Source organism: Streptomyces sp. CA-250714, from assembly GCF_050936705.1.
Classification (GTDB): Bacteria; Actinomycetota; Actinomycetes; order Streptomycetales; family Streptomycetaceae; genus Streptomyces.
Window position 1 is genome coordinate 3,435,749 of record NZ_JBNJMI010000002.1, and the last position, 24,373, is coordinate 3,460,121.

A 24,373-nucleotide genomic window follows, 5' to 3' on the forward strand; every position below is an offset into this window, starting at 1 on the left:
AACGTCGAAAGGGTGACGCGTGAACGGTGGCCCCCTGATCGTGCAGAGCGACAAGACGCTGCTGCTCGAGGTCGATCACGAGCTGGCCGAGGCGTGCCGGAGGGCCATCGCGCCGTTCGCGGAGCTGGAGCGGGCTCCGGAGCACATGCACACCTACCGGGTGACGCCGCTGGGGCTGTGGAACGCGCGGGCCGCCGGGCACGACGCGGAGCAGGTGGTGGACGCGCTGGTGGAGTACGCGCGGTATCCGGTGCCGCACGCGCTGCTCGTGGACATCGCGGAGACGATGGCGCGGTACGGGCGGCTCACGCTCAGCAAGCACCCCACCCACGGGCTGGTGCTGGAATGCAGCGACCGGCCGGTGCTGGAGGAGGTGCTGCGGTCGAAGAAGATCCAGCCCCTGGTGGGTGAGCGGATCGACCCGGACACCGTGGTCGTGCACCCCTCCGAACGCGGCCAGATCAAGCAGGCGCTGCTGAAACTGGGCTGGCCCGCCGAGGACCTGGCCGGATACGTGGACGGCGAGGCGCACCGGATCGCGCTGGACGAGAACGGCTGGGCACTGCGCCCCTACCAGCAGCAGGCCGTCGAGGGCTTCTGGCACGGCGGCTCCGGCGTCGTCGTACTGCCGTGCGGCGCCGGAAAGACGCTGGTCGGCGCCGGTGCGATGGCCAAGGCGCAGGCGACGACGCTGATCCTGGTCACCAACACCGTCTCGGCCCGCCAGTGGAAGCACGAACTCGTGCGGCGCACCTCGCTGACCGAGGACGAGATCGGCGAGTACAGCGGGACGAAGAAGGAGATCCGCCCCGTCACCATCGCGACGTACCAGGTCGTCACGGTGAAGCGGAAGGGCATCTACCCGCATCTGGAGCTGTTCGACTCCCGGGACTGGGGCCTGATCGTCTACGACGAGGTGCATCTGCTGCCCGCGCCGGTCTTCAAGTTCACCGCCGATCTCCAGGCCCGCCGCCGCCTCGGGCTGACGGCGACCCTGGTGCGGGAGGACGGCCGCGAGTCCGACGTGTTCTCCCTCATCGGCCCCAAGCGGTTCGACGCGCCCTGGAAGGAGATCGAGAACCAGGGCTACATCGCGCCCGCCGACTGCGTCGAGGTCCGCGTCAGCCTCACCGACTCCGAGCGGCTCGCCTACGCCACGGCCGAGCCGGAGGAGAAGTACCGCTTCTGTGCGACCACCGACAGCAAGCGGCGGGTCACCGAGGCGCTGGTGCGCCGCCACGCGGGCGAGCAGACGCTGGTCATCGGCCAGTACATCGACCAGCTCGACGAGTTGGGCGAGCACATCGGAGCCCCCGTCATCAAGGGCGACACCAGCAACGCGCAGCGCGAGAAGCTGTTCGACGCCTTCCGCGCGGGCGAGCTGACCTGTCTGGTCGTCTCCAAGGTGGCCAACTTCTCCATCGACCTGCCGGAAGCCACCGTCGCGATACAGGTGTCGGGAACCTTCGGTTCCCGACAGGAGGAGGCGCAGCGCCTCGGGCGGGTGTTGCGGCCGAAGGCCGACGGCCACGAGGCGCGGTTCTACTCCGTTGTCGCGCGGGACACCATCGACCAGGACTTCGCGGCCCACCGCCAGCGGTTTCTCGCGGAGCAGGGGTATGCGTATCGGATCGTGGACTCGGGAGATCTGCTGGCGAGCGGTTCTGACAGCGCCGGGAGTGCGGACCCGGAGCCCGACGAGGTGTAGGCGCTCCGGCGGTTCCGGGGAGGGGGTGCCCCTGTCGGGCGCATGCGGACTGCGGGTTGATTGTGGCTTGTCGCGCAGTTCCCCGCGCCCCTGACGGGGCGCCCCCTCAGCGACCCTCCTGGGACGAGGTCTTCGGCGGTTTCATGGCGACGCGGCCATCCGGGGTGATGGTTGCCGTCTCGCCGGTACGCAGCCAGCCCTCATGCAACGGCGCCTCGTCCTCCACGTAAGAGGCGGTGATCCACGGCCCGCGCAGCAGCAGCTCGCCCTGGGACTGGCCGTCCCAGGGCAGCGGCACCAGGTCGGGCCCGGTGACGCCGTACTCGACCGAGGCGGGGAAGCGGTAGTGCCCGGACTCCGGGCGGGCCACGCACGCCGGGGAGAGCGTCTCGGGCGCTCCCCAGGCCGCCGCCGTACTGATGCCGTGCCGCCAGCCCAGCTCCTGCGCCAGCAGCGGACCGCCGGGTTCCTCGCCGGGCCCGCCCACCACGACGGCCTCCCGGAGCGAGGACAGATCCCGGGGGTGGGCCGCCAGCTCCTCCAGTACGCCGTCCCACACGGCCGGGTCGGCGACGGCGAGGGTGGGCCGCTCCCGTTCGGCCATCTCGGTCAGCGGCGCGGCCTGGTCGTAGGCGCCGGGCAGCAGCAGCGAGGCGCCGCCTGCGAACGCGGCGTACGGCAGTCCCCAGGCGAGCATCCGGGACATCGGTACGACAGGCAGGACGAGATCGTCCTCGCCGATGCCGTACGCCTGCGGGGTCTGCGCCTGGAGGGCGTGCAGATAGAGCGCGCGGTGGCTGTAGGCGACCCCGCGCGGGGCGGTGCCGTCGGTGGACGCGGCGTGGCAGAGCACCGCCGCGTCGCGCTCGTCGATCTCGGGCCAGTCGTAGCGCTTGCGGCGGTCGGTGATCAGCTCCTCGTAGTCGTACACCTCGGCGCCGTAGGCGGTGCCGCTGACCACGGCCGCCGAATCACTGCCGCCCGCGACGACCACATGCCGCAGATGTTTGAGGCGAGGCAGTACGGAGGCGAGCGGGGCGAGCCCCGTCGGGTCGGTGATCAGCACCTCGGCGCCGCCGCGTACCGCCGCCGCGACGAGCTGGTCGGCCGGGAGCCATGGGTCGAGGGTGTGCAGTACGGCGCCCATGGCGGGGACGGCCAGATACGCCTCAAGATGGTCGGCGGTGTTGGCCATGAGGGTGGCGACGGTGTCCCCGGCCGTCACCCCGAAGTCGTCGTGCAGGGCGCCGGCGAGCTGGGTGGCGCGGACGCCCGTGTCGAGGAACGTACGACGGTCGGGTTCGGCCCCGCCTGCCGTTCCCGCCCAGGTGGTCACCTGGGCGGTTCCGTGCGCGAACGCCCCGTGTACGAGGAGCCGGGTCACGGTCAGCGGGATGTCCTGCATTGTGCTTCGCACACCGGCCTCCTCGGGCCTCTTCACACTCTGGTCGTCGGCCGTCCTGATACCTGTCGGCGGTGCCGACAGGCGGGTGCCTGCCGGCGGCTGCCGGTCGGCGATGCCGGTAGGCGCGTGCCTCTCGGCGGCGCCTGTCGGCGGGAGCGGCCGGGTGTCGGTCCGTCCTGTCCGTCCTACCCGTCTCTTCCCTCGTCCCGGGATCCGTCCCCGAATCGGTCTCCGGATCGGTCGCCCCGGAGCCGTCGTTCTCGGGTCGGTCGTTCCCGGGGTCGGCCTTCCCGGCGTGGTCGGTTGCCGGGGCCGTCCTCGGGTCCGTCGTCTCCGGGTGGGTAGCCGGATTGTCGGCCTGGCCGTCCCTGCTGATTCTTGCCCGCGGAACGCGCGGTGTCAGCGGGACGTGGCGGTACATCGCCGACGTGTACGCCGCCCGCACGCCGGATGGCGGCTGTCGGGCCGGGCTCCGGGAGGGCCGGCCGGGCGGGGCGGGGGCGGTCGGCGGCTGACGGTTCGCGACGTGTGTGGGGCCGGGGTGCGCGGCGCCGCTGCCAGTCACCCGTGCCGCCTCCTCGTCCCCGGGCGGGCGGACCGTCCGGGATCACCGTTGCTTGCCGCTGGGCGACGACCTTAATCGAGTCATCGCCCGGACATCGAAACGGCACCTTCCCGCAACCGCACCGGACCGCCCCGCGAGTGCGCCCGGGGCGGGCTGTGGCGGCCCCGAAAACACCTCGCCCACCTCCCGAGAGATGGCTACAATCGCCGACTTGCCCCCTCGCCGCCCCTCCCTGGCGCGAGGCGCCCGCCGCACGGAAACCGGCCGGGCCCGTTCGCAGACCAGTACGTAGATCTGCGTAGACCTGTCCATCCATCTGTACGCCCGCACCCGCGTGCTGCGTTGCCCTGCGTCCGCGGATCCGCATGCCCTGGACGCGGTGTGCCCGCCCGCATGCCCGTATGCGGCACACAGGTGCTCGTACCGTGCACGCCGGAGGCAGCCTGGTGACCACTCGACCCGCACCCGATCCAACCGATCGCCCCTCCCCGGACCCGACCGATCGCCCCTCCCCCGACCCGACCCACCGGTCCTCCCCCGAATCGACCGACCGGCCCACCCCCGACGCCGACCCTCCCGGCGGCCCTCTCGGCAACCCTCCCGCCGACCCTCTCAGCCGCGAACGCGCCCACCTCGCGGCCTCACGAGCCGCCCTGCGTGCCATGCGCGCCGACGCCGAGGCGCTCGACATCCGCGATGTGACGGCGAACTGGGTCAACGCGGAAGTTCTCGCCGGCGGCATCGAGGCCCGTATCGCGGCGCTGGCCGATCTCGCGCACGCGCCGCTGTTCTTCGGCCGCCTCGACTATCTGGACGCGTTCGGGGACGATCCGCGCCCGGCCGAGGACCACAGCCGCGGCGGGCATTCGTTCTACATCGGCCGGCGGCATGTCCACGACGCGGACGGCGACCCCATGGTCATCGACTGGCGTGCCCCGGTCTCGCAGCCGTTCTACCGCGCCTCCCCGAAGGACCCACAGGGAGTGGCGCTGCGACGGCGGTTCGGCTACACGGGCGGCGAGCTGACCGCGTACGAGGACGAGCATCTGACCGGCCCCGCCGCGGACGCCGACCGGGAGCGGGCCCCGGGCGCCCCGCGTCGCACCAGCGCGCTGCTCCAGGCGGAGATCGAGCGCCCCCGCGTCGGTCCGATGCGGGACATCGTCGCCACGATCCAGCCCGAGCAGGACGAGATCGTCCGTGCCGGGATCGACGGCACCGTGTGCGTCCAGGGGGCGCCGGGGACGGGGAAGACGGCTGTCGGCCTGCACCGGGTGGCGTATCTGCTGTACGCGCACCGGGAGCGGCTGACCCGCACGGGCACGCTCGTCATCGGACCGAACGACTCCTTCCTCCGCTACATCGAGCAAGTCCTGCCCGCGCTGGGCGAGGTGGCGGTACGGCAGACGACCGTCGAAGCGCTGGTGGCCCGGCCCGACGTGCCCGTACGCGCGGTGGACAGCGCCCAGGCGGCCCGGATCAAGGGCGACGCGCGGATGGCGGAGGTGCTGCGCCGTGCCGTACGCGCCGGGGTACGGCCGCTGCCGGAGGAGCCGTGTGTGGTGGTACGGGGCTCGCGCCGGTGGCGGATTCCCGCGTACGAGATCGAGGAGCTGGTACGGGAGTTGCTGGCGCGCGACATGCGGTACGGGGCGGGGCGTGAGGCGCTGCCGCAGCGGATCGCGCACGCCGTGCTGGTGCGGATGGAGCAGGCGGGCGAAGCGCCCGACGACCGCGTACAGGACGCGGTCGCACGCAACGCGGCGGTGAAGGCCGTGGTGCGTCAGGTGTGGCCGGTCGTCGACCCGGCGAAGCTGGTGCTGCGGCTGCTGTCCGACGCGGAGTTCCTCGCGGAGCAGGCCGAGGGCGTGCTCAGTCCCGAGGAGCAGCGGGCGATCCTGTGGGAGAAGGCGCCGCGCGGGGTCAAGAGCGCCAAGTGGTCGGCCGCCGACGCGGTGCTGGTGGACGAGGCCGCCGACCTGGTGCAGCGCACCCCCTCCCTGGGGCATGTGGTGCTGGACGAGGCGCAGGACCTCTCCGCGATGCAGTACCGCGCGGTGGGGCGGCGCTGCTCGACCGGCTCGGCGACCGTGCTGGGCGACCTGGCGCAGGGCACCACGCCGTGGGCAACCGAGAGTTGGGAGTCAGCGCTGGAGCATCTGGGAAAACCTGGCGCTGTGGTGGAGGAGTTGACGGAGGGGTTCCGTGTGCCGCGGGAGGTGATCGCGTACGCGTCACGGTTGCTGCCCGCCATCGCGCCGGGGCTGCGTCCGGCGACGTCGGTGCGGGAGTCGCCGGGGGACTTCGCGGTACGGCGGGTTCCGGGTGACGCTGCGGACGGCGCTCCCGGGAGGGCTTCGAGCGGCGGTCCCGGGTCCGCTCCCGCGGGCGAAGCGCTCGATCGGATGGTCGTCGACGCGTGCCGGGAGGCGCTGGAGAGGGAGGGGTCGGTCGGCCTGATCGCCGCCGACTCGCGGATCGCCGCGCTGCGCACCGCACTGGACGCCGCCGGGCTCGACTGTCTGTCGCCCGGGGAGGAGACCAGCGCTCAGGCGCGGTTGACGCTCGTACCGGCCACGCTGGCCAAGGGTCTGGAGTACGACTACGTGGTGCTGGACGAGCCCGCCGCGATCGTGGCCGGCGAGCCCGACGAGCGAACGGGACTGCGGCGGCTGTACGTCTCGCTGACCCGAGCGGTCTCGGGACTCGTCGTCGTGCACGCGGAACCCCTTCCGGGGGCGCTGTCGACGGAAGTGTTGACGGAGCAACGGGGCGGTCGGTGCGAGGCCGTAACGTAGCCGTAACGTAGATCTTTGTCCCTTCACGTCCGAGCACGTCCGAGCACGTCCAGGAGTCGCGCCGTGCATCATCTTTCTTACGGAGATGTCAAAACCGCCGCTGATCGGGTCGCCGACCGCGTTCGTCCTGTCGCGGTTGTGCGCGCCGACGTCGCGGGCGCGGACTCGGGGGCGGACGCGGACGTCGGGGCGGGGGTGGCAGCGGGCCCGGCGGCCGCGGAGTACGAGCTGTTCTTCGCGCTGGAGTTCATGCAGCACACCGGGAGCTTCAAGGCGCGGGGCGCGGTCAATTTCCTGGTCGCGCACCGCGAGCGCGGAGAACTCCCCGAAGCGGGCGTCACCATCGCCTCCGGCGGCAACGCGGGGCTCGCGTGCGCGTGGGCCGCGCGGGGGCTGGGGGTGCCCGCGACGGTGTTCCTGCCGGAGACCGCACCGCAGTTGAAGATCGACCGGCTGCGTTCGTACGGGGCCGAGGTACGGCTCGCGGGTGTGGAGTACGCCGACGCCGCGGCGGCGTGCGAGGCATTCGCGGCCGACACCGGCGCGCTGCCTTCGCACGCGTACGACCATCCGCTGATCGCGGCGGGGGCGGGGACGTTGGTGGAGGAGATCCGGTCCCAGGTGCCGCTCGTCGACACGGTGGTGGTGTCGGTGGGCGGGGGAGGTCTGTTCGCCGGGGTCGCCGCTGCCGCGGAGCACCACGGGATCCGGGTGGTGGCTGTCGAGCCAGAGCGGTGCCGGGCGCTGAACGCCGCGTTGGAGGCGGGGCGCGTGGTCAATGTGACGGTCGACTCCGTTGCCGCCGATGCGTTGGGGGCGCGGAGGGCGACGCCGATGGCGTTGTCGGCTGCGGGGCATCGGAATGTGCGGTCGGTGTTGGTGAGTGATGAGGCGGTGGTCGCGGCGCGGCGGGGGTTGTGGGAGCGGTATCGGCTGGCGGTGGAGAACGCGGCGGCTACCGCGGTTGCCGGTGTCGAGGGCGCGGCTTATGTGCCTTCCGCTGGGGAGAGGGTGGTTGTGGTGTTGTGCGGGGGCAATGCGGATCCGGGGGAGCTCGGGGGCTGAGGGGGTTCGCCCTGGGGGCGCCCTGGGGGATGGCTGCGCTGGGGTGGCGGCTGCGCTGGGATGCGTAAATTTGGCGTTGGTTGCCGGGTTTTTGGTTCGTGCGAACGCGCCTTGATGGCTGGCTACGGGGGGAGGGGTCGTGGGTTGCGGTTCGTTCTGGGAGCTGTGCGGGTTCGTTTGGGTTGCGCGCCGTGCCGCCGCCGTCGCGGGGTTGGGGGTTCGTGAGCCGACCAGCCGGTCGGTATGGGTTGCGGGGGAGCTGGCTGCTGCCGCGTTGTAGTTACGGTTTCGTCTTCTCGCTCCGCTCGTGGCACGCCGGTGGTCGGTTGGCCGGGGGTGGGGGTCTTTCTTTTTGAAAATTGTGCGGGAGCGCGTTGTGCGCCCCCGGGCGGCGACCTCTTGTTGTTGGGTGCGGGCGGACTGAGACTGGCTGGTTATACGTGCCATCAGGTCGTTCACCACCCGGCCGCGGGAGGCCCCGATGAAGCTGAACGTGCACGAGCGAGGCACCGGCGACAAGGTCGCGCTGCTCATTCACGGGGGTATGGCCGACCACCGCACCTGGCATGCCGTCGAGGATCATCTGCTCGGGCTCGGTTACCGCGTCGTCGCGCCGGATCTGCGGGGGCACGGGCGTAGTCCGCGTGGTGAGTACCGAGCCGAACTGCTCGCCGACGACCTGGTGGAAAATCTGCCGGCCGGCGCCCAAGTGGCGATCGGGCACTCGCTCGGAGGGCTGGCGTTGGCGTTGGCCGTCGACCGGTTGCGGCCCGCACGGGCCGTGTACTCCGATCCCGGGTTCTTACTGGGGAACGTTCCGGCGGCCGCGACGGCGGCCATGCGGGAGATGGTCATCTCCTCGACCGCCGAGAGCATACGGGAGCGGAATCCGCGCTGGTCGCCGGAGGATGTGGCGGCGGAAGTGGCCGGATTCGCGCTGTTCGACGTCGCATTTCTGGACGGGGTGGCGCAGTTCGACAGCGACTATCTGCCCGAGACCGCTGTCGTGCCCTCCCTCGTGCAGCTCTCCGATCCGAGCCTGTGCATCGACGCGAAGGGCGCGGCGTTGCTGAGGGAGCGGGGATTCGAGGTGCGGGTGGTGCCGGAAAGCGGACACTGCATCCACCGGGACGATCCGGCCGGTTTCCTCAAGTCGTTGGATGGCTGGATCGACGGTGTCGGCGTTGCGTTGAAGGGCTGAGCTCAAGCCCGTTTGCGCCTCTCCCCGCTGTGCTTGGGCAGTCTGCTCCCACAAGCTCTTCGAGCAGGGGGTACCCCCAGGGCGCAGGGTGGGCAAGCGCAGCCCTCCATGCCGGGTACGGGAGAGGCGCCGGACACTCCCTAGCGGAAGGCGGGGAGGTTGCGGGCGGCCCATTCGGTGAAGGGGCTGGCCGGGCGGTGGAGGACGTGCTCGATGTCGGGGCTGATGCGTTGCTCGGCCGGGAGGGGGGTGCCGAGGATGTCCAGGGTGCCGGCGATGGCCTCCTCCGGCATGAACTGTGCCAGTTGGGCGTGGGCTTCCTCGCGGGACAGCTCCACGAAGGCCACCTCCTCGCCCAGGGCCTCCGAGATCGCCGCGGCCTGGCGCCGTGGGCTGATCGCCTCCGGGCCGGTCAGCTCGTACGTACGTCCCGCGTGCCCGTCCTCCCGCAACGCTGCCGCGGCGACCTCGGCGATGTCCGCCGGGTCGACGACCGGCAGCGCCACGTCTCCGAACGGCGCGAAGACCGTGCGCTTCGTACGGACGGCCTCGGCCCAGGCGTAGGCGTTGGAGGCGAAGCCGCCCGGGCGGAGAATCGTGAAGTCCGCTTCTGACGCACGCACCGCGGCCTCGAACTCGCGGAGTCGGGCGTGCGAGGGGGCTTCGGGGCGGGTGGAGTTGATCTGCGAGGAGAGCAGGACGACGCGTTTGACGCCTGCTTCGACGGCCACGTCCAGCAGGGCGCTCGCGCTTTCGCCGGGGCCGTTGAGGTCGCCGCCCAGCAGGAGGAAGAGGGCGTCGGAGCCTTCGAGGACCGGCCGCATGCTCGCCGAGTCCGCCAGGTCGGCCCGGGCGTGCCGGACTCCGGCCGGCAGGCCCTCGGGCTGTGTCTGCCGGGAGACGGCGACGACCTCCTCCCCCGCCTCGGCCAGCAGCGGTACCAGTGTCCGTCCGATGTTGCCGGTTGCGCCTGTCACCACGATCATGCGGGTCCCCAAGTGAGTTAGTTGACTGACTTACTTCGATGAGCAGACCGTAGCACAGCCCCACCGGGGGCCGTCTATAGTGAGTTGGGTGACTGACTCAGCAAAGCCGAAGCCGAAGCCGCGGGCGCGGGCCTCGGAGAAGCGGCGACGGCTCACGGCGGCGGCGGCCCGGGTCTTGCATGAGCGGGGCGTCGAGCGCACCACCCTCGGCGACATCGCGCGGGCGGCCGATGTGCCCGTCGGGAACGTCTACTACTACTTCAAGACCAAGGACGAGCTGGTACAGGCGGCGCTGTCCGAGCACAGTGCGCAGTTGGACATACTGACTGGTCGGTTGGAGGAGTTGGGGGATCCGCGGGAGCGTCTCAAGGGTCTGGTCGAAGCCTGGATCGAGCAGCGCGATGTCGCCGCCCGGCACGGCTGCCCCACCGGCACCCTGGCCGTCGAGCTCGACAAACGCGCGGACGGCACCCTCGACGCCGCAGTCGGCACGGTGCTACGGCAACTACTGGACTGGACGGCACACCAGTTCCGCGCCCTTGGCCTGCCCGACCCCGACGACCTCGCGGTCACCCTCGTCTCCGCCTACCAGGGCATGTCCCTCCTGGCCAACGCCCTCCGCGATCCAGACATCATGACCCGCGAAGGCACCCGCCTACTGCACTGGCTCGATGCCTTGTAGCCGCCCGACCCTTCCGATCCGGCGCACCCTCATCGGGCCTCCGCACTCCGGCTCTCCGCGATACGGAGCACCTTCGCGAGGCTCGTCGCGGCATTCTTGAGCGCCAGCCGCAATGCGAGGGCCCCGGCTGCGGAGTCGGCCAGCGCGGAGTGCGCTTCCTCGAGGGCCGCCTGTGCGGCGGCGAGCTGGCGCTCCTCGACGCGGTCGGCGAAAGTCGCCACCACCCCGTCAGGCTCGCCGACCAAATAGCACGGCTTGCCTGTATCACTCACCCACGGCAGCAACCGCATGCTGTTCGGATCGTGCTGGTCGGCCATCGGTTCAGCTCCCTTTCGTTGCTGGAGTACGACGGCCAAGATCCTTGCTGGGCTGGTGGGTTGTTCCCATCCCGGCGGCCTATAGGAGCGTCCTATATTGGAGGAATGGGCGACCCGTACCAGGACTTGTGGTCTCATCCGCAGCTCGCGGATGCCCTTCGACAGGCGGACTGGGGCGCCGTCTTCCGTACGTACCGGCGGCTCACCGGCATCAGCCAGACGAAGCTCGGGGAGCGGGTGGGGCTCGCGCAGTCGGACGTCTCCGAGATCGAGCGGGGGCGCCGCAAGATGACCTCCGCCGAGGTGCGGCAACGTGTCGTCGAAGGGCTCGGCGTCCCGTCGCACGCACAGGAGGGCGGGTCGGCGAGCGCGCTGCCGGTCGCGGGGCTGGGACTTCCGGGCACGATGCCCGACGAGGATCTGCTGAGGCGCATCACCGGCGTCGTGGACGCCGTGCACCGGGTCGACGCCGCAACGCTCGACTGGCTGGACCGGTTGCTGGCCGAACACCGCCGCGCCGAGGACTTCATCGGCTCCAGGCCCCTCGTGTCGGTGATGCGCGAACAGTTGCGGACGGTCGTCAGCCTGCACGCGGGCGCGCGTGGCGAGCTGGCGGACCGCGTGGTGCGACTGGCCGCCGAGCACGCACAGTTCCTCGCCTGGATGGCCCAGGACCAGGACGACACCGCCGCCGCGCTCGCCTGGTTCGACCGCTCCCACGAGTGGGCCCTGGAGGCCGGTGACGCCGACATGGCGGCCACGACCCTCAATATGAAGGCGCACATGGCGTGGTCCAAGGGGCGGGCACTCAGGTGTGTGCGGCTTGCGGAGGCTTCCCGGTGGTCGGCGCCGGGATCGTCGCTGAACGTCCAGGGCATGGCGGCACAGATGGCCGGTCGCGGATACGCGCTCATGGGTGAGGCCGACGCGGCCCACCGCCTCTTGGACCAGGCCCAACAGCTGGTGAGCCGTGCCGCCGAGCGCCCGGCCTGGATGTACTTCTACGACGAGAACTGGTTCACCCTGCAACGGGGCATGGCCTGCCTCCACCTGCGCGAGTGGCGTACCGCGGCGAGCCACCTGACCCGTGGTCTGCGCTCGATGCCCGACACCTACCGCCGCGACAAGACGTGGTACCGCGCCTGCCTCGCCCACGCGTACGCCGAGGCGGGCGAGGCGGAACAAGCCCTGAACACCGCCCTGGCCGCTGTGCCCGACGCCGCCGAGATCGGACGCCCCCACTCCTGGAACGAGCTCCACACCACAGCAGCCTCGCTGGTCCGCCACCGCACCCGCGAGAGCCGCCCGCTGCTGGCTGCCCTGCGCGAACACGACTGAACGCACCGGAGGCGTACTCCTCAACAGCTCCCTGGTGACCCGAGTCGGAGATTCGCCGGCAGTAGGCAGCGGATCTCCGACTCAGGTCACTAGAACGGCCACCCATAGGGCCGGGCCCGCACGTGGTCGTAGAGGCGGCGCAGCCACGGCTCGCGGCCGGTGGGGAGGCGGGCGAGGGTGTGGAGGAAGACGTCGGGGTCGGGGCGGAAGACGCTCCAGGGATGCATCGGCGGCGGATCGTCCGGTGGTGTGCTCCGCCCCTCCGCCACGAGTGCCGCCCAGTCGGCGATGGGGCGGGCAGGAACGTCGGCGGCACGGCGCCGTACGGCGTCGGGCGCGAGCCGCACCGCCTGCCACAGCGAGCAGTCGTCGATACGGGTCGCCACCGGCTGCCCGCACTGGGCGCAGGCCAGGTTCGGGCCGTCCCTCCCGTCCAGCCCGATGCAGTAGCCGTCGCAGCGTTCCGGGATCGGGACCGTACCGCGGGTGTCGCCCGGGGCGACGACGACAGCCCCGGGCGCGCCGAAGGAGAGGGCGGGGACCGGCGCGAACACCCCGCGGGCTTCCGCCTCCTCGGGACCGATCTCGCCCCACAGCCGCCATGGCGGCCCGGAAGGCTCCGGGTCGACGGCGTACGTCCCGGATTCGAGGAGTGCGGGGAGCAGTTCGTGCCCATACGACTGATGGGCGTGGACGGGGAGCGCGACCCGCGACACGGCGGCGGTCAGCGTGGTGCCGCATCGCGCGCAGGTGAACACGTCCGCGAACACGTCGGCCATTGGCCTCCCTTCGCAGCGGCGCGAAGTGTGTCCCGCATGTGGTCCGAGAGCCAGCGGGGGGCCTTGCGGGCCAGGGTGCGCAGGGTGTGGTGGAGGTGGGTGGTGCTGCGGGTGGAGGAGACGGTGGTGAGGAGGTGCGCCGTGCGGGTCAGGGTCGTGGCGGCCTCCGGCCAGGCAGCGGCATGGGTCTGGGCGGTGAGCTCGGCGACGGAGTGGTAGAGGGCGGCACGGCCTGCCGGGAGCGTCTCGTTGACGCGGTGGAAGAGCGGGACGGCGGCAGCCGGCTCGCCCATGGCCAGCAGCATCTGCGCCTCGTGGCCGAGGACTTCCGTTTCGTCCACCCACCAGGTCCAGGCGGGGTCGCGCGGGGTCAGGGAGTCCTGGAGGCCGCCCTGTGCCCAGCGCATCGCTTCGAGGGCGCGGGCGCGTTCGCCCGTCTGCGCCAGGGCGCGGGCCTGTCGTACGCGGGCCAGCAGGGCGACCCGCGGCGGGATGCCGGGGCGGGTCAGCAACTCCTCGGAGAGCGCGAGGGCTTGGCGCGGGTCGGCGGTGGCGACGGCGTGCATGGCGAGCATGTCGAGGGCGAACCACTCGCGAGGGCGGTCTCCGGCGCGTACGGCCAGCGCGTGGGAGTCCGCGAAGGCCAGCCGCGCGGCGTGCTTGCGGCCCGCGTCGAAGAGGAGCCAGCCGGCGATCTGGGCGAGCTCCGCGACATCGGCCGTCCGCCCCTTGTCGGCGCTCGGGCCCAGGCGTGCCCGTTCAGCGACCCATATCCGCCGGGCCGCGCCGGCCACCGCGTCGCCCCCGTACCGGTCCTCGTGGCTCAGCAGCGGGCCCATCGCCACCTTCACGAACCTCTCACCCTGGTCGGCCACCCGGCCAGGGTACGCAGCGCAGTGCGCCGCTATCGTGCGGGCATGAGCGCCCCAGGAAGCAACGATTACGAGAGACTCCAGCAGGATGTCCTGCGGATGCGGACATCCTCCCCGGCCGAGCGGAGGGAGTTCCTCCGGCAGCGGCGGAACACTCCGGTCAACGCACGGCGGGCCCTGATGCTGGCCGGTGCCGTGTATCTGCTCGGCGGGATCGGCCAGACGGTCAAGGCGGTGCAGGAGGACAAGTCCGCGCTGATCATCGGCGTACTCGTGGCCGCCACAGCACTGTCGGTCCTCATGATCGAGCTCGGGCGGCGTGGTCGTACCCGGCTCGGCTTCACCGTCTTCGTCGTCGGGTTCATCGTCCTCTCCTTCTTCGGGATGCTCTGAGTCCTCCCCGCAGGAGGCTCTGAGTCCTCCCCGCAGGAGTGGCTTCACCGCCGGAGGCGCTTCACCGCAGGAACGCCGCCGCCACCCCCGCGTCAACCGGAACGTGCAGCCCCGTGGTGTGGGGCAGATCGCCGCCGGTGAGGGCGAAGACGGCGGCCGCGACATGCTCGGGCAGGACCTCGCGCTTCAACAGCGTCCGCTGCGCGTAGAACTCACCCAGTTTGTCCTCCTCCACTCCATAGACGGCGGCGCGTTGGGCGCCCCAGCCGCCGGCGAAGATGCCGGAGCCGCGGACGACACCGTCCGGATTGACGCCGTTGACGCGGATGCCGTGCTCCCCCAGTTCGGCGGCGAGCAGCCGCACCTGGTGGGACTGGTCGGCCTTGGTCGCGGCGTAGGCGATGTTGTGGGGGCCGGCGAAGACCGCGTTCTTCGAGGCGATGTAGACGATGTCACCGCCAAGACCCTGCACCCGCATCAGCCGGGCCGCCTCGCGGGAGACGAGGAAGGAGCCGCGGGCCATGATGTCGTGCTGGAGGTCCCAGTCGGCGGCGGTGGTCTCCAGGAGGGGCTTGGAGAGGGAGATTCCCGCGTTGTTGACGACGAGATCGACGCCGCCGAACGCGAGGGCGGCCGCCGCGAACGCGGCCTCGATCTGCCCCTCGTCGGTGACGTCGACGGTGACGGGGGCGGCCTTGTCGGTACCGCCCAACTCCTCGGCGACCGCGCCCGCGTCGGCGCCGTTGCGGTCCGCGACCACCACACAGGCACCCTCGGCCGACAGCCGCCGCGCAATCGCCTTGCCGATGCCCGAGGCGGCCCCGGTCACCAGCGCGATCCGCCCCGCCAGCGGACTGGGCTCCGGCATGCGCCGCAGCTTCGCCTCCTCCAGCTCCCAGTACTCGATCCGGAACTTCTCCGACTCCTCGATCGGCGCGTACGACGAGACGGCCTCCGCACCCCGCATCACATTGATGGCGTTCAGATAGAACTCGCCCGCCACCCGCGCCGTCTGCTTGTCCTTGCCGAACGAGAACATGCCGACACCTGGTACGAGGACGATCGCGGGGTCGGCACCGCGCATCGGGGGCGCGTCGGCGGTGGCGTGCCGGGCGTAGTACGCGGCGTACTCCTCGCGGTACGCGGCATGCAGCTCGCGCAGCCGCGCGACGGCCTCGTCCAGCGGCGCGGTGGCGGGCAGGTCGAGAACGAGGGGGCGGACCTTGGTGCGCAGGAAGTGGTCGGGGCAGGAGGTGCCGAGCGCGGCGAGCCTCGGGTGCTCGGCCCGGGAGAGGAAATCCAGCACGGGCTCGGCGTCGGTGAAGTGCCCGACGAGCCGCCCAGCGGCCTCGTGTGCGTCCGTGGAGGCCAGCCCGCGCAGTACGGGCGCCAACGCGGCGGCGCGCGCCCGGCGTTCGGGCTCTGGCAGCGGCCGGTAGCCGTCACCGAGAAGCGGACCGAACGGTTCCGGGGCGCCGTGCCGGGCCAGGAACTCCTCCGCCGTACGGATCATCCACAGCGAGTTGCGCTCGCACTCCTCGGACGTGTCGCCCCACGCGGTGATCCCGTGCCCGCCGAGTACGACGCCGACCGCCTGCGGGTTGGCCTCCTTGACGGCGGCGATGTCCAGCCCTAGCTGGAAGCCGGGGCGCCGCCAGGGCACCCATACGACGGCCTCGCCGAAGCACTCCCGGGTCAGCTTCTCGCCGTCGGCCGCGCAGGCGAGGGCGATGCCGGAGTCCGGGTGGAGGTGATCGACGTGCGCCGCGTCCAGCAGCCCGTGCATGGCCGTGTCGATGGACGGCGCCGCACCGCCCTTGCCGTGCAGGCAGTAGTCGAAAGCGCCCACCATCTCGTCCTCGCGCTCCACGCCGGGGTAGCCGGTGGTGAGCGCCCGCAGCCGGTCCAGCCGCAGCACGGCCAGCCCCTGCTCGGTGAGCGTGCCCAGATCCCCGCCCGACCCCTTGACCCACATCAGCTCGACGGGCTGCCCGGCGACGGGGTCGACCGCCTCCCCTTTCGCGGAGGCGTTCCCTCCCGCGTAGTTGGTGTTGCGCGGATCGGCGCCGAGCGTGTGGGCGCGCCGGAGGAGAGCGTCAACGGCGGGGTGGTGGGACGAGGAGGGCATGCGCTTCCTTCGCTCGTGAAACGATTCAAAAGGCAAGCTAGAGGGGGCAGTTGAGGACTGTCAACGGTGCGGACCTACCGGCTCAGCCGGCCGGCGTCCAGTCGGCGACAAGCGCGAGAAGGCCAGGAAAGCGAGCCTCCAGGTCCTCGATACGGACCTGATTACGGCGGGAGGGCCCGTACTGCCGCTGCCGGATGAGCCCCGCCTCGCGCAGGGTGCGGAAGTGGTGGGTGAGCGAGGACTTGGGGCGGTCCAGCTCGAACCAGGTGCAGGTGTGATCGAAGTCGACCGACTCCAGCAGGAGTTTGCGCACTATGCCGATCCGCAGCGGATCGCTGAGCGCCGCCATCACCGCCTCCAGCCGGATCTCGTCCCGGGCGGGCTCGGGCAGCGGCTCGGGAAGCTCGGCACCCGGCGGGGGCGGCGGAATACGGAAGTCCCGGGCGAGGGCCGCGTCGCTCATGGGGCCTCCTTCGACGGCGGACGGTACGGCGGGGCAGCGATTGCAGGGTAGTACGAGTTGCATCGTACTAGTCACCACTGGTACGACTTCTCTCGTACTACTTGTACGAGTCTACTCGTACAGCCCTCCGTGCCCTCCCCTGCTCAGGAGCTCCGTATGTCCGCGCCCTCTCCCCGCTGGATGTGGCTGGCCGCCTGGCCCGTCGTCGCCGTACTCGCCCTCTCCAACGAACCCGCGCCGCTCTACGTCCTCTGGCAGGACCGGATCGGCTTCTCCGCCGCCACGCTGACGGCGATCTACGCCTTCTACATCGCCGGGCTACTGGGCACCCTCACCGTCGCGGGCATCCTCTCCGACCGCTTCGGCCGCAAGCCGGTGCTGCTGCCCGGGCTGGCGCTCGCCCTGGTCGCCTCCGCGATGTTCGCGACCGCGCACTCCGTGCCCGTACTCCTCATCGCGCGGCTGCTGAGCGGTATCGCGGTCGGCGCGTTCCTCTCCGCCGGAATGGCGGCCGTCTCCGACCTCGCGGACCGTACCCAGAAGCGAACCGCGGGGCTCATCGCTTCGTCCTCGATGGTCGGCGGCGCGGCTGTGGGCCCGCTGCTGGCGGGGCTGCTGTCCGAACTGGTGCCCGGCCCTTCCGTGACGGTCTTCCTGGTGCAGCTCGGCCTGCTGCTCGCCGCGCTCGTCGTCGTCCTGCGGATGCCGCTGCCGCGCCGGGCCGCCGGGGCCGTCCCTTCGGGTTCGCGGCGCCTGTTCCGCATCCCGTCGGCGCCGCGTGCCAACCGGCGGCAGCTGCTGCTCGGCCTCGCCGTCTTCGCACCCGCGATCGCGGCCACCGGGTTCGTGCTGTCGCTCGGCCCCACCCTGCTCGCCGACCTGCTGCACACCAGCAGCCGCACGCTCTCCGGCGCCACCATCTTCGTCCTGTTCGCCGCCGCGACGGGGATCCAGTTCGCCGCACGTCGGCTGCGGGTGCGGACGGATCTGCTGACGGGCGCCGGGCTGACCGTGACGAGCATGATCACCCTCGTGCTCGCGGTCCGCGCCACGTCGGTACCCGCGCTCGTCGCCTCCGCGGTACTCGCCGGACTCGGCCAGGGACTGACCCAGCTCGGCGCGCTGACCATGCTCAGCGCCGGTGTCCCGGCCGGACGGCTCGCCGAGGCCAACGCGGCGCTCACCGCGGGCGGTTATCTGCTGGCCGGGGCGCTTCCGGTAGCCGCCGGGGCGCTCAGTGATGCCACTTCGCTGAATACGGCGGCTGCTGTGTTCGGCGCCACTGTTGCTGCGCTTTCCCTCGCGGGGGCGGTGGCGGTTGCGGGGCTCCGCGGGAGGGATGAGGGAGATGGTGATGGCGGGCCGCGAGGTGTTGTCGTCCGGGCGCGGCGGGTGCGGCTTCCCTCAGCTGTGCGGGCCTCGGGGTCGGGTGTGCGCTGAGTGGTTGTTGCGGGCGGTGGCCCGGTGCCCCGCCATCGTGGTTGCGGTTGTGCCACCCACCCGCCCACCCCTGGCTCCCCCAAGCCTCAGTCGCCGTCGAGGGCCCGGCGCCAAGTCCGGACAGCTGACGGGGCGACCGGGGCTGACCAGCCCTGGGGGCGGGCCGCGCTGCCGATGTGGAAGGCGTCGATGCCGGCCCGGCGCAGGCCGGGGACGTGGTCGAGGGTGAGGCCGCCGCCGACCAGGAGCCGGGGGGCGTAGCCGGGCTCGCGCGCCGCGGTGCGGGCGGCTTCGGCCAGCAGCGTCCGGTACCCCTCGGCGACCCCGTCCGGGGAGCCCGCCGTGAGGTAGGTGTCGAGGCCGGGCATGTCGGCGAGTTGCTTGCGGAGGGCGTCGCGGTCGGCGGCGCGGTCGAGGGCGCGGTGGAAGGTCCACCGGCAGCCCGCGACGGCGGCCGTGACGGCCTCGACCGCACGCAGGTCCGCCTGCCCGGCATCGTCGAGGAACCCGAGGACGAACTCCTCGGCGCCCTCCGCACGCAGCGCGCTGGCCCGGGCGCACAGCTCCTCGATCCCGGCGTCGCCCCCGGCGCTGAAGCCGTCGGCGAGCCGCAGCATCACCCGAAGGGGAATGCTGACGGCCTCCTGGACGGCGGCGAAGGTCTCCAGGGACGGCGTGAGCCCGTCGGCGGCCATGTCGGTGACCACCTCCAGGCGGTCCGCTCCGCCGGCCTCCGCGGCAGCAGCGTCTTCCGCGCTGAGTGCGACCACCTCGAGAATTGGTCTAGACATGCCGAACAGATTGCCATACGGCGGGGTGCGCTGGAAGACGGCGCTCCCTTCGGACCACAATTGCCCGATGTCGACAACAGAGCCTTCCCCGGAGGGCGAGGCGGCGGACGCGGCGCACCGTGCCCTGCTCGAACGCTGGAACGCGCTGCTGCTCCGGGCCCGTGAGGGTGCCGAGGGCCCCGATCCGGCGCCGTACGGCGAAGATCTCCTCGGCCGCTGGGCCGAACCCCACCGCCGCTACCACGCCACGGCCCATCTGCGCACCGTGCTCGACCGCGTCGACGAGCTCGCCGCGCACCTGTCCCCCGACGGCGACGACGCAGCTGCCAACACGGTCCCCGGCGCCGAACCGGACACCGGCCCGGACGCCCATGTGCGCACCACGCCGCGCACCGTCCCGGGCGGCGATCTCGACGCCGTACGCCTCGCCGCCTGGTTCCACGACGCCGTCTACCGGCCCGACCGCAGCGAGAACGAGGAGCGCAGTGCCCGGCTCGCCGAACGCGCGCTGCCCGAAGCCGGCGTCCCCGCGGCGCGCGTCGCCGAGGTCGCACGTCTCGTCCGGCTCACCGTCAGCCACGACCCGGCCCCCGGCGACATCAATGGGGAACTGCTGTGCGACGCGGACCTCGCCGTCCTGGCCGGCTCCCCCGAGAGCTACGCCCACTACGCCGCCGAGATCCGCCAGGAGTACGCCTTCGTCCCAGACGCCGCCTTCCGCGAGGGCCGCGGCACCGTGCTCCGCCAACTCCTCGGCCTCCCCCACCTCTTCCGTACCCGCTACGCCCGCACCCACTGGGAACCCACCGCCCGCCACAACCTGACGACGGAGTTGCAACTGCTGGAGGCCTGAGGTCTCAGGGGCGGGTGGGAATGCTGAGGTCGGAGCGCTGGTTGGGGGAGGCATGCCTGGGGATCTCGTAAGTGGCAAGTCGGCTGCCGTCCGCATTCCGCTGTCCGTCTATGTGCTGGGGCTGTCCGTCTTCGCGTTGGGGACCTCGGAGTTCATGCTTTCGGGGATTCTTCAGCCGCTGGCCCGGGATCTGGGGGTGTCGATTCCGAAGGCGGGGCTGTTGGTGTCGGCGTTCGCGGTGGGGATGGTGGTGGGGGCGCCGGTGCTGGCGGCGGCGACGCTGAAGCTGCCGCGCCGGACGACGCTGATCGCACTGCTGGCCGCGTTCATGCTGGGGCAGGTCGCGGGGGCGCTCGCGCCCACGTACGAGGTGCTGTTCGTCTCCCGCGTGGTGAGCGCGCTGGCGTGCGCCGGGTTCTGGGCGGTGGGCGCGGCCGTCGCCGTCTCGCTGGTGCCGGAGAACGCACGGGCCCGCGCCATGGCGATCATGGTGGGCGGGCTGAGCATCGCCAACATCGCCGGGGTGCCCGCGGGGTCCTTCCTGGGGCAGCAGGCCGGCTGGCGGTCGGCGTTCTGGGCGGTCGCCGCGCTGGCGGCCGTGGGGCTGGTCGGGGTGGTGGCGCTGGTGCCGCGTACGGCCGTGCCGACCGGCGCCGATGCCCCCAACCTCCGGCGTGAGCTGCGGATCTACCGCGACAAGCAGGTGTGGCTCGCGCTGCTGACCATCGCGCTGAACGCGGGCGCCGTCTTCGCGCTGTTCTCCTACCTCGCGCCGCTGCTCACCGACGTGGCCGGGCTGCCCGAGAGCTGGGTGCCCAGCGTGCTCGCGCTGTTCGGGGTCGGCGGGCTGATCGGCACGATGATCGGCGGGCGGATCGCGGACGCGCATCTGTTCGGCACGATGTACGGGGGCATCGCGGCGTCGACCGCCGTACTGGCCCTGCTGGCGCTGCTCGCCGAGTACCGCTCGGTGGCGGTCGCGCTGGCGCTGATGCTCGGCGTGACGGCGTTCACCACGGCGCCCGCGCTGAACGCCCGGATGTTCAACGCCGCCGACGCGGCGCCGACCCTGGCGGGGGCCACGACCACGGCATCGTTCAACATCGGCAACACGGTGGGGCCCTGGCTCGGCGGCCTGGCCATCTCCGCGGGCTGGGGCTATGCGGCGGTGGCCTGGGTCGGCGCGGTCATGGCGGCCGCCGCGGTGCTGGCGACGGCGGTCTCCGCGCGGGTCCATGCGCGGTCGCGGGTCGTCGCCGGGTCCCCCTTGGCGGGGCACCCTCCCCTCGCCGCGCGGAGCGCACCGTACGAGACGGACCGGCAATGAGGGCTGCCCAGCGCAGCAGGGGGACGCGCCCCTCCCCCAGCCTCCGGCCGGGAGGTACCCCCAGGGGCGCGGGGAACTGCGCGACCAGCCACAACGCGACCCGCAGCCCGCATACAACGGACAGGGGCACCCCCTTACGGAGCGTTCTTCCGGCGGCGAAGGCCCGCGGCAACTAGGCGGTGGAGGAGTTCCTTTGAGTCGACGGGGACGGCGCCGGCCCTCACTGCGGTGTCGTACAGCGTCGAGGGCACGTCGTAGTGGTCCCCGTCAAAAGCCCGCGGCGGCGAGCCGATACGCGCCGCGAACTCGTGGAGCTCGTCGTACGAGACGTCGCTCACCAGGTGCGACCACATGCGGCCGTGCCCCGGCCACATGGGCGGGTCGATATAGAGGGTCACCCCGTGGGCTCCGGGCTCACAGTTTGCTGCCCAGATAGCCCACCCGGGCCACCACCGTGGAGGTCTTGCCGCAGACCCAGTGCGGCTCCTCGCCGAGTTCGGGTTCGACGTCGAGCGCGTGCGGGTCGGAGCCGACGCACACGGGGCAGACGGGCCAGCGTCCGTACCGTTCGAGCAGCGCGTCCTGTACGTCCTGCGCCACCAGGCCGTCCACGAAGGCCATGCCCTCCGGCCACTGGCCGACCCACCAGCGGCGGTGGGTGACGGCTTCCTCGACCAGCGAAACGATGTCGGCGCGTGCGACGTCGCTCGCCTCCAGGTCGGCGAGGATCAGCGCACGGGCCGCGTGCAGCGCCCGCTCCAGCGCGTTCTGGCGGCCCTCGTCATGGGGGCCCTTGTCGGGGGACCCGAGCCGGGTGCGGATTCCTTCGGTTCCATACCTCCATTGCACCACTGCGGCCCCGCAACGATCACAGCTCGCGCCGCGTCGGGCATTGACGAGGGACCGATTCGAAAATATCTTCCACCCGTGAGCAGCGATCTGAAGGAAAATTTCGCCTTCCGTCCGGGGCGCCGGACGACAGGGCCGGGCACCCAGCCCCCGGCCCCCCGCAGCGCGGGCGAGGCCCGCGGCGGCGGGAGCGGCAACAGCGCCCCCTCCACCGCCAACCGCCCGGGGCCCACCGCGCTCGCGGCCAAGGTCCGCACGATGGCCCCCTCGATGACCCGCTCGATGCAGCGCGTGGCCGAAGCCGTCGCGAACGACCCCGCGGGGTGCGCCCAGCTCACCGTCACGGGGCTCGCCGAGCGTACGGGCACCAGCGAGGCCACCGTCGTACGCACCTCCCGGCTGCTCGGCTACCCGGGCTACCGCGATCTGCGGCTCGCCCTCGCCGGGCTCGCGGCGCAGCAGGAATCCGGCGCGGCCCCGGCCGTCACCGCCGACATCGTCGTCGACGACCCGATCGCCGACGTCGTCGCCAAGCTGGCGCTCGACGAGCAGCAGACCCTCGCGGACACCGCGGCCGCACTCGATGTCGCACAGGTCGAGGCGGCGGTCGCGGCGATGGCGACGGCCCGGCGTATCGATGTGTACGGCGTCGGCGCCTCGGGGCTCGTCAGCCAGGACCTGGCGCAGAAGCTGCTGCGCATCGGCATGGTGGCGCACAGCCATGTGGACCCCCATCTGGCCGTCACCAACGCCGTGCAGATGCGGGCGGGCGATGTCGCCGTCGCCATCACCCATTCGGGGCGGACGGTCGACGTCATCGAGCCGCTGCGGGTCGCCTTCGACAGGGGCGCGACGACCATCGCGATCACCGGACGCCCGGACGGCGAGGTCGCCCAGTACGCCGACCACGTGCTGACGACCTCGACGGCGCGGGAGAGCGAGCTGCGTCCGGCGGCGATGTCCAGCCGGACGAGCCAGCTCCTCGTGGTGGACTGCCTGTTCATAGGGGTGGCCCAGCGCACGTACGAGACGGCGGCGCCCGCGCTGTCCGCCTCCTACGAGGCACTGGCACACCGCCACTCCCCGCGTCCGCGCAACCGCTGAGCCTCGGCCGGCTGCCGCGCACCCGCCGGCAGCCGGGTACCCGCTGAGTCTCCGCCGCCCGCGCGCCGTACGTCCCCACGGGCGTACGCGCCACGCCGGGCCACCGGTCCCCGCCGCCCCGAGCCACAGAAAGCCGCGCCTCGATGACCACCTCACAGTCCCCCACCTCACAGGCAGCCACCCCACAGGCCGCCGCCGGGCAGACCACCGCTGGGCAGACCGCCACGCCGAAGCCGACGGCCTCGCGGTCCGGCGACTCGCAGTCCGCCGACTCGCGGTCCGGCGCGCGTCTCGATCCGGACCCCGGGAACTCCCGCTATGACGACCTGCGCCGGCAGTTGGACACGCTCACCACCGAGGCGTTCCGCAGCGAGCTGGCCGAGATCGACCAGCTGCCCACGCTGGAGATCGCCGAGATCATGAACGACGAGGACAGCACCGTGCCCACGGCCGTCGCCGCGCAACTGCCCGCCATCGCCGCCGCGATCGACGCCATCGCGGAGCGGATGGCACGCGGCGGCCGGCTCCTGTACGCGGGCGCCGGCACGGCAGGCCGGCTGGGGGTGCTCGACGCCAGCGAGTGCCCGCCCACCTTCAACACGGCTCCGGGCCAGGTCACCGGGGTGATCGCGGGCGGGCCCAGCGCGATGGTGGACTCGGTCGAGGGCGCCGAGGACAGCGCCGAGGCGGCGGCGGCCGACCTGGCGGCGCTCGGCCTGACGCCGGACGACACCGTGGTCGGCATCTCCGCTTCCGGCCGTACGCCCTTCGCCGTCGGCGCCGTCGAGTACGCGCGCTCCCGCGGGGCGCTCACGGTGGGGCTGGCCTGCAACGAGGGCTCGGCGCTCGGCGCGGCCGCCGAGCACGGCATCGAGGTCGTCGTCGGCCCTGAGCTGCTGACCGGCTCCACCCGGCTCAAGGCGGGCACGGCGCAGAAGCTCGTGCTCAACATGCTCTCCACCATCACGATGATCCGGCTCGGCAAGACCTACGGAAACCTGATGGTGGATCTGCGCGCCTCGAACGAGAAGCTGCGGGCACGCTCGCGGCGGATCGTCTCGCTGGCGACCGGCGCGCCGGACGAGGAGATCGAGGCGGCGCTGGCGGCCACCGACGGCGAGGTCAAGGCAGCGATCCTCACCATCCTCGGCGGCGTCGAAGGACCGACGGCGGAACGGCTGCTCACCGCCTCGCACGGACATCTGCGGGCCGCGCTGCGGTCCGTCACCCACGAGGCGTGAGCCGCACGACCGCCGGAATCCTCAGCAACCCCACCCACCGCACCATGGCACCACTCGAAGAAGAGCGA

The 24,373-nt window shown here is 72.1% G+C and carries 22 protein-coding genes; 12 read left to right on the forward strand and 10 right to left on the reverse strand.

Annotated elements, in window-relative coordinates; all coding sequences use genetic code 11:
• Positions 1 to 19 precede the first annotated feature (19 nt).
• Positions 20 to 1,708 carry a DNA repair helicase XPB gene (locus ACQEU8_RS34215; RefSeq protein WP_433108090.1) on the forward strand — a complete coding sequence of 563 codons (1,689 nt, stop codon included), beginning with the start codon at positions 20 to 22 and terminating at the stop codon, positions 1,706 to 1,708.
• Between the two features lie 106 nt (positions 1,709 to 1,814).
• Here the strand turns inward: ACQEU8_RS34215 and ACQEU8_RS34220 are convergent, their stop codons facing one another.
• Positions 1,815 to 3,125, reverse strand: a complete 1,311-nt coding sequence (locus ACQEU8_RS34220) for an AMP-binding protein (RefSeq protein WP_433108092.1) — start codon at positions 3,123 to 3,125, stop codon at positions 1,815 to 1,817.
• 999 nt (positions 3,126 to 4,124) lie between these two features.
• On the opposite strand from ACQEU8_RS34220, the gene ACQEU8_RS34225 reads away from it, so the two are divergent.
• From ACQEU8_RS34225 to ACQEU8_RS34235, 3 genes are all read left to right on the forward strand, one after another.
• Positions 4,125 to 6,476 (forward strand): AAA family ATPase, encoded by a 2,352-nt coding sequence (locus ACQEU8_RS34225; RefSeq protein ID WP_433108094.1) that lies wholly within the window; start codon positions 4,125 to 4,127, stop codon positions 6,474 to 6,476.
• A gap of 63 nt (positions 6,477 to 6,539) precedes the next feature.
• The gene (locus tag ACQEU8_RS34230) at positions 6,540 to 7,541 is read left to right on the forward strand and encodes a serine/threonine dehydratase (RefSeq protein ID WP_433108096.1); all 1,002 of its coding nucleotides are present in this window, start codon (positions 6,540 to 6,542) and stop codon (positions 7,539 to 7,541) included.
• A gap of 481 nt (positions 7,542 to 8,022) precedes the next feature.
• Complete coding sequence (locus ACQEU8_RS34235; protein ID WP_433108098.1) at positions 8,023 to 8,742, forward strand: alpha/beta fold hydrolase; 720 nt, start codon at positions 8,023 to 8,025, stop codon at positions 8,740 to 8,742.
• A gap of 140 nt (positions 8,743 to 8,882) precedes the next feature.
• Here ACQEU8_RS34235 and ACQEU8_RS34240 read toward each other — a convergent pair whose 3' ends face one another.
• Complete coding sequence (locus ACQEU8_RS34240; RefSeq protein ID WP_433108100.1) at positions 8,883 to 9,728, reverse strand: SDR family oxidoreductase; 846 nt, start codon at positions 9,726 to 9,728, stop codon at positions 8,883 to 8,885.
• Positions 9,729 to 9,816: 88 nt separating this feature from the next.
• Here ACQEU8_RS34240 and ACQEU8_RS34245 point away from each other — a divergent pair, with 88 nt between their 5' ends.
• Positions 9,817 to 10,410, forward strand: coding sequence for a TetR/AcrR family transcriptional regulator (locus ACQEU8_RS34245; RefSeq protein WP_433108102.1), 594 nt, complete (start codon positions 9,817 to 9,819; stop codon positions 10,408 to 10,410).
• Between the two features lie 29 nt (positions 10,411 to 10,439).
• On the opposite strand, the gene ACQEU8_RS34250 is transcribed toward ACQEU8_RS34245, so the two are convergent.
• On the reverse strand, positions 10,440 to 10,727 hold the full coding sequence (locus ACQEU8_RS34250; protein ID WP_433108104.1) for a hypothetical protein: 288 nt from the start codon (positions 10,725 to 10,727) through the stop codon (positions 10,440 to 10,442).
• Between the two features lie 105 nt (positions 10,728 to 10,832).
• On the opposite strand from ACQEU8_RS34250, the gene ACQEU8_RS34255 reads away from it, so the two are divergent.
• Positions 10,833 to 12,065 (forward strand): helix-turn-helix domain-containing protein, encoded by a 1,233-nt coding sequence (locus ACQEU8_RS34255; protein WP_433108106.1) that lies wholly within the window; start codon positions 10,833 to 10,835, stop codon positions 12,063 to 12,065.
• An 89-nt stretch (positions 12,066 to 12,154) separates the two neighbouring features.
• Here the strand turns inward: ACQEU8_RS34255 and ACQEU8_RS34260 are convergent, their stop codons facing one another.
• Entirely contained in the window at positions 12,155 to 12,844 is a 690-nt protein-coding gene (locus tag ACQEU8_RS34260) for a hypothetical protein (protein ID WP_433108108.1), read from the reverse strand.
• A complete protein-coding gene (locus ACQEU8_RS34265; RefSeq protein ID WP_433108110.1) occupies positions 12,790 to 13,719 on the reverse strand; it encodes a hypothetical protein in 930 nt (309 codons plus the stop codon). Before ACQEU8_RS34265 ends, ACQEU8_RS34260 begins: the two co-directional genes overlap by 55 nt.
• 42 nt (positions 13,720 to 13,761) lie before the next feature.
• On the opposite strand from ACQEU8_RS34265, the gene ACQEU8_RS34270 reads away from it, so the two are divergent.
• A complete protein-coding gene (locus ACQEU8_RS34270; RefSeq protein WP_433108112.1) occupies positions 13,762 to 14,109 on the forward strand; it encodes a hypothetical protein in 348 nt (115 codons plus the stop codon).
• Between the two features lie 61 nt (positions 14,110 to 14,170).
• Here ACQEU8_RS34270 and ACQEU8_RS34275 read toward each other — a convergent pair whose 3' ends face one another.
• Positions 14,171 to 16,237 (reverse strand): bifunctional aldolase/short-chain dehydrogenase, encoded by a 2,067-nt coding sequence (locus ACQEU8_RS34275; protein ID WP_433108114.1) that lies wholly within the window; start codon positions 16,235 to 16,237, stop codon positions 14,171 to 14,173.
• An 82-nt stretch (positions 16,238 to 16,319) separates the two neighbouring features.
• Complete coding sequence (locus tag ACQEU8_RS34280; protein ID WP_433108116.1) at positions 16,320 to 16,700, reverse strand: ArsR/SmtB family transcription factor; 381 nt, start codon at positions 16,698 to 16,700, stop codon at positions 16,320 to 16,322.
• Between the two features lie 156 nt (positions 16,701 to 16,856).
• Between ACQEU8_RS34280 and ACQEU8_RS34285 the strand changes: the two genes are divergently transcribed.
• Positions 16,857 to 18,140, forward strand: coding sequence for an MFS transporter (locus tag ACQEU8_RS34285; RefSeq protein ID WP_433108118.1), 1,284 nt, complete (start codon positions 16,857 to 16,859; stop codon positions 18,138 to 18,140).
• An 86-nt stretch (positions 18,141 to 18,226) separates the two neighbouring features.
• On the opposite strand, the gene ACQEU8_RS34290 is transcribed toward ACQEU8_RS34285, so the two are convergent.
• The gene (locus tag ACQEU8_RS34290) at positions 18,227 to 18,931 is read right to left on the reverse strand and encodes a copper homeostasis protein CutC (protein WP_433108120.1); all 705 of its coding nucleotides are present in this window, start codon (positions 18,929 to 18,931) and stop codon (positions 18,227 to 18,229) included.
• A 67-nt stretch (positions 18,932 to 18,998) separates the two neighbouring features.
• Here ACQEU8_RS34290 and ACQEU8_RS34295 point away from each other — a divergent pair, with 67 nt between their 5' ends.
• Positions 18,999 to 19,784 (forward strand): HD domain-containing protein, encoded by a 786-nt coding sequence (locus tag ACQEU8_RS34295; RefSeq protein ID WP_433108122.1) that lies wholly within the window; start codon positions 18,999 to 19,001, stop codon positions 19,782 to 19,784.
• Positions 19,785 to 19,836: 52 nt separating this feature from the next.
• Positions 19,837 to 21,111, forward strand: coding sequence for a Cmx/CmrA family chloramphenicol efflux MFS transporter (locus ACQEU8_RS34300; protein ID WP_433108124.1), 1,275 nt, complete (start codon positions 19,837 to 19,839; stop codon positions 21,109 to 21,111).
• Between the two features lie 134 nt (positions 21,112 to 21,245).
• On the opposite strand, the gene ACQEU8_RS34305 is transcribed toward ACQEU8_RS34300, so the two are convergent.
• Together ACQEU8_RS34305 and ACQEU8_RS34310 are read right to left on the reverse strand one after the other, a co-directional pair.
• Complete coding sequence (locus tag ACQEU8_RS34305; RefSeq protein WP_433108126.1) at positions 21,246 to 21,509, reverse strand: DUF4031 domain-containing protein; 264 nt, start codon at positions 21,507 to 21,509, stop codon at positions 21,246 to 21,248.
• Between the two features lie 16 nt (positions 21,510 to 21,525).
• Positions 21,526 to 21,933 carry a hypothetical protein gene (locus ACQEU8_RS34310; protein WP_433108925.1) on the reverse strand — a complete coding sequence of 136 codons (408 nt, stop codon included), beginning with the start codon at positions 21,931 to 21,933 and terminating at the stop codon, positions 21,526 to 21,528.
• A gap of 105 nt (positions 21,934 to 22,038) precedes the next feature.
• Here ACQEU8_RS34310 and ACQEU8_RS34315 point away from each other — a divergent pair, with 105 nt between their 5' ends.
• The gene (locus tag ACQEU8_RS34315) at positions 22,039 to 23,064 is read left to right on the forward strand and encodes a MurR/RpiR family transcriptional regulator (protein ID WP_433108128.1); all 1,026 of its coding nucleotides are present in this window, start codon (positions 22,039 to 22,041) and stop codon (positions 23,062 to 23,064) included.
• A gap of 143 nt (positions 23,065 to 23,207) precedes the next feature.
• On the forward strand, positions 23,208 to 24,305 hold the full coding sequence (gene murQ, locus ACQEU8_RS34320) for an N-acetylmuramic acid 6-phosphate etherase (RefSeq protein ID WP_433108130.1): 1,098 nt from the start codon (positions 23,208 to 23,210) through the stop codon (positions 24,303 to 24,305).
• Positions 24,306 to 24,373 lie beyond the last annotated feature (68 nt).

Bases quoted from the DNA above. Each gene is read 5' to 3' on its own strand.
- ACQEU8_RS34235 (WP_433108098.1), top strand. From the start codon at position 8,023: ATGAAGCTGAACGTGCACGAGCGAGGCACCGGCGACAAGGTCGCGCTG.
- ACQEU8_RS34240 (WP_433108100.1), bottom strand. From the start codon at position 9,728: ATGATCGTGGTGACAGGCGCAACCGGCAACATCGGACGGACACTGGTA.
- ACQEU8_RS34250 (WP_433108104.1), bottom strand. From the start codon at position 10,727: ATGGCCGACCAGCACGATCCGAACAGCATGCGGTTGCTGCCGTGGGTG.
- ACQEU8_RS34255 (WP_433108106.1), top strand. From the start codon at position 10,833: ATGGGCGACCCGTACCAGGACTTGTGGTCTCATCCGCAGCTCGCGGAT.
- ACQEU8_RS34260 (WP_433108108.1), bottom strand. From the start codon at position 12,844: ATGGCCGACGTGTTCGCGGACGTGTTCACCTGCGCGCGATGCGGCACC.
- ACQEU8_RS34270 (WP_433108112.1), top strand. From the start codon at position 13,762: ATGAGCGCCCCAGGAAGCAACGATTACGAGAGACTCCAGCAGGATGTC.
- ACQEU8_RS34275 (WP_433108114.1), bottom strand. From the start codon at position 16,237: ATGCCCTCCTCGTCCCACCACCCCGCCGTTGACGCTCTCCTCCGGCGC.
- ACQEU8_RS34280 (WP_433108116.1), bottom strand. From the start codon at position 16,700: ATGAGCGACGCGGCCCTCGCCCGGGACTTCCGTATTCCGCCGCCCCCG.
- ACQEU8_RS34285 (WP_433108118.1), top strand. From the start codon at position 16,857: ATGTCCGCGCCCTCTCCCCGCTGGATGTGGCTGGCCGCCTGGCCCGTC.
- ACQEU8_RS34290 (WP_433108120.1), bottom strand. From the start codon at position 18,931: ATGTCTAGACCAATTCTCGAGGTGGTCGCACTCAGCGCGGAAGACGCT.
- ACQEU8_RS34295 (WP_433108122.1), top strand. From the start codon at position 18,999: ATGTCGACAACAGAGCCTTCCCCGGAGGGCGAGGCGGCGGACGCGGCG.
- ACQEU8_RS34300 (WP_433108124.1), top strand. From the start codon at position 19,837: ATGCCTGGGGATCTCGTAAGTGGCAAGTCGGCTGCCGTCCGCATTCCG.
- murQ (WP_433108130.1), top strand. From the start codon at position 23,208: ATGACCACCTCACAGTCCCCCACCTCACAGGCAGCCACCCCACAGGCC.